The 4,930-nt window shown below is 72.1% G+C and carries 7 protein-coding genes; 3 read left to right on the top strand and 4 right to left on the bottom strand.

What is annotated here, in order from left to right; translation table 11 throughout:
* Positions 1 to 395 (top strand): VOC family protein (locus ACTS11_RS10190; protein WP_442640205.1); only part of this gene is annotated, 395 nt, incomplete at its 5' end.
* Entirely contained in the window at positions 392 to 844 is a 453-nt protein-coding gene (locus ACTS11_RS10185) for a methylated-DNA--[protein]-cysteine S-methyltransferase (protein ID WP_442640204.1), read from the top strand. The genes ACTS11_RS10190 and ACTS11_RS10185, both read left to right, overlap by 4 nt.
* Before the next feature lie 180 nt (positions 845 to 1,024).
* On the opposite strand, the gene ygfZ is transcribed toward ACTS11_RS10185, so the two are convergent.
* Positions 1,025 to 1,792 carry a CAF17-like 4Fe-4S cluster assembly/insertion protein YgfZ gene (gene ygfZ, locus ACTS11_RS10180; RefSeq protein ID WP_442640203.1) on the bottom strand — a complete coding sequence of 256 codons (768 nt, stop codon included), beginning with the start codon at positions 1,790 to 1,792 and terminating at the stop codon, positions 1,025 to 1,027.
* A gap of 127 nt (positions 1,793 to 1,919) precedes the next feature.
* On the opposite strand from ygfZ, the gene ACTS11_RS10175 reads away from it, so the two are divergent.
* Positions 1,920 to 3,131, top strand: coding sequence for a pyridoxal-phosphate-dependent aminotransferase family protein (locus tag ACTS11_RS10175; RefSeq protein ID WP_442640202.1), 1,212 nt, complete (start codon positions 1,920 to 1,922; stop codon positions 3,129 to 3,131).
* On the opposite strand, the gene ACTS11_RS10170 is transcribed toward ACTS11_RS10175, so the two are convergent.
* The 3 genes from ACTS11_RS10170 to ACTS11_RS10160 form a co-directional block, all read right to left on the bottom strand.
* Positions 3,132 to 3,344 carry a hypothetical protein gene (locus tag ACTS11_RS10170; RefSeq protein ID WP_442640201.1) on the bottom strand — a complete coding sequence of 71 codons (213 nt, stop codon included), beginning with the start codon at positions 3,342 to 3,344 and terminating at the stop codon, positions 3,132 to 3,134.
* Positions 3,345 to 3,410: 66 nt separating this feature from the next.
* On the bottom strand, positions 3,411 to 3,782 hold the full coding sequence (copM, locus tag ACTS11_RS10165) for a CopM family metallochaperone (RefSeq protein WP_442640200.1): 372 nt from the start codon (positions 3,780 to 3,782) through the stop codon (positions 3,411 to 3,413).
* A 68-nt stretch (positions 3,783 to 3,850) separates the two neighbouring features.
* Positions 3,851 to 4,930 (bottom strand): pyridoxal phosphate-dependent aminotransferase (locus ACTS11_RS10160; RefSeq protein ID WP_442640199.1); only part of this gene is annotated, 1,080 nt, incomplete at its 5' end.

The raw sequence follows: 4,930 nt of genomic DNA, 5'->3' as shown, positions 1-4,930 counted from the left end.
AGGTCATGGGCCGAGCCTGCGCGCGGCCCATGACCTGGAAACCGGACGGCTACACCAGCCTCGCACCCTACCTGATCGTTCCCGACCCGCTCGCCGTGCTCGATTTCTGCGAGGCGGTCTTCGGGGCGGAGCGGCTGCGCGTGATCCGGAGCGGCGATCGCGTGGAGCATGCCGAGTGCCGGATCGACGACACCGTCCTGATGATGGGCGGGATGGAGGGCGGGCCGCCCGCCATGGTCCACATCTACGTCCCCGACCCCGACGCCGTCTTCGCCCGCGCGCTGGAGCACGGGGCCGAGGAGGTGCAGCCAATCCTGGAGAGGGGCGACGGCGACCGGCGCGGAGGGTTCCGCACGCCCTGCGGGACGCAGTGGTGGGTGGCGCGGCAGGTGTGAGGGCCGGGCTTTCCACGCCGCTCGGCCCGGTCTGGGTCGAGGCGCGGGACGGCGCCATCGTGGCGAGCGGCTGGGGCCCGGCACCGGGCGATCCGTCCGACGCGCTGCTGGGCGAGGCGCTGAAGCAGCTTTCGGACTACTTCGACGGGATGCGGGAGGTTTTCGACCTTCCCCTCGCGCATGGCCGCGACGGGCTTCAGGGCGCGCTCCTCGATGCGCTCCGCGCCATCCCGCACGGACAGACGCGGACCTATGGCGAGCTGTCGAAGGCCCTCGACGCGCCCGCGCAGGCCATCGGACAAGCCTGCGGCGCCAATCCGCTGCCGATCCTCATCCCCTGCCACCGGGTCCTGTCCGCGACCGGCCTCGGCGGCTTCAGCGCGCCCGGCGGGGTCGAGGCGAAGGTCTGGCTCCTGCGCCACGAGGGGGCGGCGTCGCTCCTCCTCTGACGGCTGGCGCTGGGGGGATCGCACGGTGGGTGGGCGACGTCCATCGCGGTCTTCGTGGGGCAGGTCCGGCCGAAGGCGTGTCCCCCGGCGCCGAGCCACCTGCCGGTGCGAGACCCGGCGAGACCCGGGTTGCCCGGCCTCGCGGCACGAACACGTCGGCAACGGGGCGGCGGCGCCCTGTCAGCCGCCCGTCCCGCCGTCCCACGTCACCTCGGCCTCGCCGGCACGCAGCGGCCCCTCCGCCCGGTCGAAACGCAGGTAGGCGAGCGCGGCGCCGCCCGCGCGGGTGTGGAGCGTGCCGACGCTCCGGCCCTCGGCGTCCTCGATGGGCGTGCCGGGCTCGGCCTCGCCCGCGACGGTGACGGTGACGAGGCCCTTTCGCAGCTCGGTCTTGTGCTTCATGCGCGCCGTCACCTCCTGCCCCACGTAGCACCCCTTGCGGTGATCGACCCCGTGGAGCCGGTCGAAGCCCATCTCGAGGATGAACGTATCGTTCGGGATCAGTTCCACGCCCGTCTCGGGCACGCCCGCCGCGACGCGGATCGCGTCCCAGTCGATCGCCGGCTCGCCGCCCGCAAGGCCATAGGCCCGCCAGCCGAGCGCCGGGTGCCGCGGGTCGGGCCAGGCCCCGTCGGGCGCATCGCCGAGACCCCGCGCGACGGGAAGCCCCGCGTCCTCGATCTTCACGTCCGCGCGCAGGCGATACATGGACAGCCGCTGCGCAAGGCCCGCCGCAAGCCCGGCCTTCACGTCGAGGAGGATGTCCTCGCCCCGGTTCAGCAGGAAGAAGTCCGCGAGATACTTGCCTTGCGGCGTGAGGAGCGCCGACCAGACGAGGCCCGTCCCCGGCGCGCCCACGTCCTTCGTGACGAGACCGTGCAGGAACTTCTCCCGATCGGCCCCCGAGATGCTCAGGACCGTGCGGTCCGCCGCGCATTCGCCCGCCATGTTCACCTCCGCGAAACTTTCGCTTCACAATTAATGATGTGGCCGCCCCGCGCCAAGCGGGGAGCACGATTGACCTTCCCCCGGCGCCGTTCTACGCCGCTTTGGTCCCGTGAGAGGAGCCCCCAGCATGAGCAACACGCCGAGCCTCGCCAACGGCCGCCATTACCTCGCCATTCCCGGTCCCTCGGTCATGCCCGACCGCGTGCTGCAGGCGATGCACCGGCCGGCGCCCAACATCTACACGGGCGAACTGGTGGAGATGGTGGCGGGGATCGTGCCGGACCTGCGCGCCGTCGCGCGCACGCGGCATCACGTGGCCATGTACATCGCCAACGGCCACGGCGCATGGGAGGCCGCGCTCTGCAACACGCTCAGCCGGGGCGACCGCATCCTCGTCCTCGGCACCGGGCGCTTCTGCCTCGGCTGGGGCGAGATGGCGACGGCGATGGGTGTCGAGGCGCAGGTGATCGACTTCGGCCAGCGGAGCGACATCGACCTCGACCGCGTGGCCGAGGCGCTGGCCGCCGACACCGAGCACCGGATCAGGGCCGTCCTCGCCGTGCAGGTCGACACCTCGACGAGCGTGAAGAACGACATCCCGGGCCTCCGGCGCACGCTCGACGCCGCGAAGCATCCCGCGCTCCTCTGCTCCGACAACATCGCCTGCCTCGCCTGCGACGAGTTCCACATGGACGAATGGGGCGTCGACGTGATGGTGACGGGCAGTCAGAAGGGCCTGATGACGCCGCCCGGCATGGCCTTCGTCTTCTTCAACGACAAGGCCGACCGCGCGCGGGAGCGGGCGGACCTCGTGACCTCCTACTGGGACTGGCGGCCGCGCGCGAACCCGCAGGAGTTCTATCGCTACTTCAACGGCACCGCGCCCACGCACCACCTCTACGGGCTGCGCACCGCGCTCGACATGATCGTGAAGGAGGAGGGGATCGAGGCCGTCTGGCATCGCCACGCCGTTCTCGCCCGCGCCGTCTGGGCCGCGCTCGAGGTCTGGGGACAGGCGGGGCCCGTCCGCCCCAACATCGCCGACCGCGCCAAGCGCAGCCACTCTGTCACCACGGTGAACTTCGGCCCCGGCAACGGCAAGCGGATGCGCGACTGGATGACGGCGCAGGCGGGCGTGACGCTCGGCATCCCGCTCGGCGGGGTGGAGGGTCCGGGCGGCAACGCCGAGGATTTCCTGCGGATCGGCCACATGGGGCACGTCAACGCGCACATGGTGCTGGGCGTTCTCGGCAGCCTCCAGGCGGGGATGGCCGCGCTCGGCATCCCGCACGGGCCGACGGGCCTCGAGGCCGCGGTGAAGGTGATCGCCGAGGGCTGATCAGCGCCGGTCGAAGGCGCGGCGCAGGTCCTCGTCGGCCGTCTTGCGGGCCAGCGCCCTCTCCGCGTCGCGCCGCGTCTCGCCGTAGCGCAGCAGCAGGTGCGTCATGCCCGCCGCGAGGATGATGCCCACCGGGCCAGTCCAGACCCAGAGCACGAAGAGCGCGAACACGGTCAGCGCCATGGCGAGCGCGTAGAGAACCCGGAAATGCATCCTGGGGAGACCTGCCGAAAGGGAACCTCGTCGGCAGATAGCGCCAAATTGTCGCAGGGGAAGAGCTCAGTAGCCGTTCCGCGCCAGCCACTCGCGCATCCAGGCGATCTCGGCCTCCTGCGCGGCGATCACCTGCTCGGCCAGCGCGCGCACCTCCGGGTCGTCGCCATGCTCGAGGACGATCCGCGCCATGGCCACCGCGCCCTCGTGATGGGGGATCATGCCCCGGATGAAGTCCGCGTCCGCATCGCCGGTGAATTCGACGTCCATACCCGCGTGCATCGCGGCATTCGCGGCGCGGAAGGCGTCCTCGGCCGGGCCGGTCGAGGCCATCGAGGCGTGCGCCCCGTGGCCGGCATGGGCGCCGTGCGACTCCGCGGAAGCAGCGCCTCCGACGAGCGTGGCGCCTGCAAGGAGAATGAAGAGAATTCGGGGCATCGAGGGCATTCGCGTCGCTCCAGACCAGTTTGCGCCGAACTCTGTTTGCCGCGTCTCGCAAAGGCAAGTCACGACGCCGCGACAGCCCCCGCATCGGCGAGCGCGCCGGGCAGCGCCGCGGCGAAGGCAGCGAGGTCGGCCTCCGTGCCGCAGGAGACGCGGATGCAGCGGTCCTGCGGCGGGGTGAAGGGCATCCGCACGAAGATCCCGCGCGCGACGAGGCCGCGCAGGACGGCGCGCGCCCGCTCCCCGTCGCCGCCGCAGTCGATGGTGACGAAGTTCGTGCCCGAGGGCAGCGGCGTCAGGCCATGGGCGCGCGCGATCTCCCCGATCCGCGTGCGCGCGGCGGCGATGCGCGCAACGGTCGCCCGCAGATGCTCCTGGTCGGCGAGCGCGGCGAGCGCGCCCGCCTGCGCCACGCGGCCCATGCCGAAGTGGTGCCGGATGCGGTTGAACGCGGCCACGAACTCGGGCGCGGCGATCCCGTAGCCGACGCGCAGACCCGCGAGACCGTAGGCCTTGGAGAAGGTCCTGAGGCGGATCACGCGCGGATGGCCGGTGTCGAGCGGCGGCACGGCCCCCTCGGGCGCGGTGTCGGAATAGGCCTCGTCGAGGGCGAGGACGCAACCCTCGGGCAGCGCGTCGATCATCGCCTGAACGGTGGCGGCGTCGTGCCAGCTGCCCATCGGGTTGTCGGGATTGGCGAAGTAGACGAGCTTCGCGTCCGTCTCCCGCGCCTTGGCGAGCAGGGCACCGGGGTCCTCGCGGTCGCCGTCATAGGGCACCTTGTGAAGCACGCCGCCGAAGCCCGCGACGTGGTAGTTGAAGGTGGGATAGGCCCCGTCGGAGGTCACGACGGCGTCGCCGGGCGCGACGAGGAGGCGGACGATGTATCCCAGAAGCCCGTCGATCCCCTCGCCCACGACGATGTTCTCCGCCGTCACGCCGTGATGGTCGGCCAGCGCGTGGCGGAGGTCGTGCACCTCGGGGTCGCCGTACATCCACGCCTCCCGCGCCGCCTCGGCCATCACGACGACGGCGCGGGGCGAGGGCCCGAAGACGCTCTCGTTCGCGCCGAGGCGCGCGGCGAAGGCGGTGCCCCGGGCGCGCTCCTGCGCCTCGGGGCCGACGAAGGGAACGGTGGCGGG

It is taken from the genome of Roseicyclus sp., from assembly GCF_052168335.1.
Lineage (GTDB): Bacteria > Pseudomonadota > Alphaproteobacteria > Rhodobacterales > Rhodobacteraceae > Roseibacterium.
Note: the sequence above shows the minus strand (reverse complement) of the source record. Positions and strands in the feature narration are given on the sequence as shown.